Origin of the sequence: Streptomyces sp. NRRL S-495 (genome assembly GCF_000966955.1) — a bacterium.
GTDB lineage: Bacteria > Actinomycetota > Actinomycetes > Streptomycetales > Streptomycetaceae > Kitasatospora > Kitasatospora purpeofusca.
Map to the genome: position 1 here is coordinate 1 of NZ_JZWY01001270.1, position 709 is coordinate 709.

At 78.3% G+C, this 709-nt stretch carries 1 protein-coding gene; it reads left to right on the top strand.

Annotated elements, in window-relative coordinates; translation table 11 throughout:
* The coding region (locus VR45_RS41075; protein ID WP_045945086.1) for an acyltransferase domain-containing protein at positions 1-709 on the top strand (709 nt) is incomplete at both ends.

Here is a 709-nt window from a genome sequence, read left to right on the forward strand (position 1 = left end):
ACACCCAGGCCGCGGCCGGCGCGGCGGGCGTGATCAAGATGGTCCAGGCGATCCGGCACGGGGTGCTGCCCCGCACCCTGCACGTGGACGAGCCCTCGCCGTACGTGGACTGGTCGGCGGGCGCCGTCGAACTGCTCACCGAGCAGCGGGACTGGCCGGAGCTCGGGCGGCCGCGCCGCGCGGCCGTCTCCTCCTTCGGGGTGTCCGGCACCAACGCACACGTGATCATCGAGCAGGCCCCGGACCCGGTGCCCGTCGCCGCTGACCCCGTCGACGCCGCCGCCGCGCCCGGCCCGCTGCCCTACCTCGTCTCCGCCCGCACCCCGGCCGCCCTGCTCGCCCAGGCCGCCCAGGTGGCGGAGCTGCTCCCGGCGCCCGACGGCCGGAACCTCGATGTCGCGCACGCCCTGGCCACCACCCGCGGCGCGCTGGAGGAACGGGCCGTCGCCGTCGGCGACCCGGAGGCCCTGCGGGCGCTCGCCGCCGGGGACCCGGCCGCCGCACTGGTCACCGGCACCGCCGACGTCAGCGGCCGCACGGTGTTCGTGTTCCCCGGCCAGGGCTCGCAGTGGGCCGGGATGGCCGTCGAACTCCTCGACACCGCACCGGTGTTCGCCGCCAGGATCGAGGAGTGCGCGGCCGCCCTGGCCCCGCACACCGACTGGTCGCTGCCGGACGTCCTGCGCGGCGCCCCCGGCGCCCCCGGCCT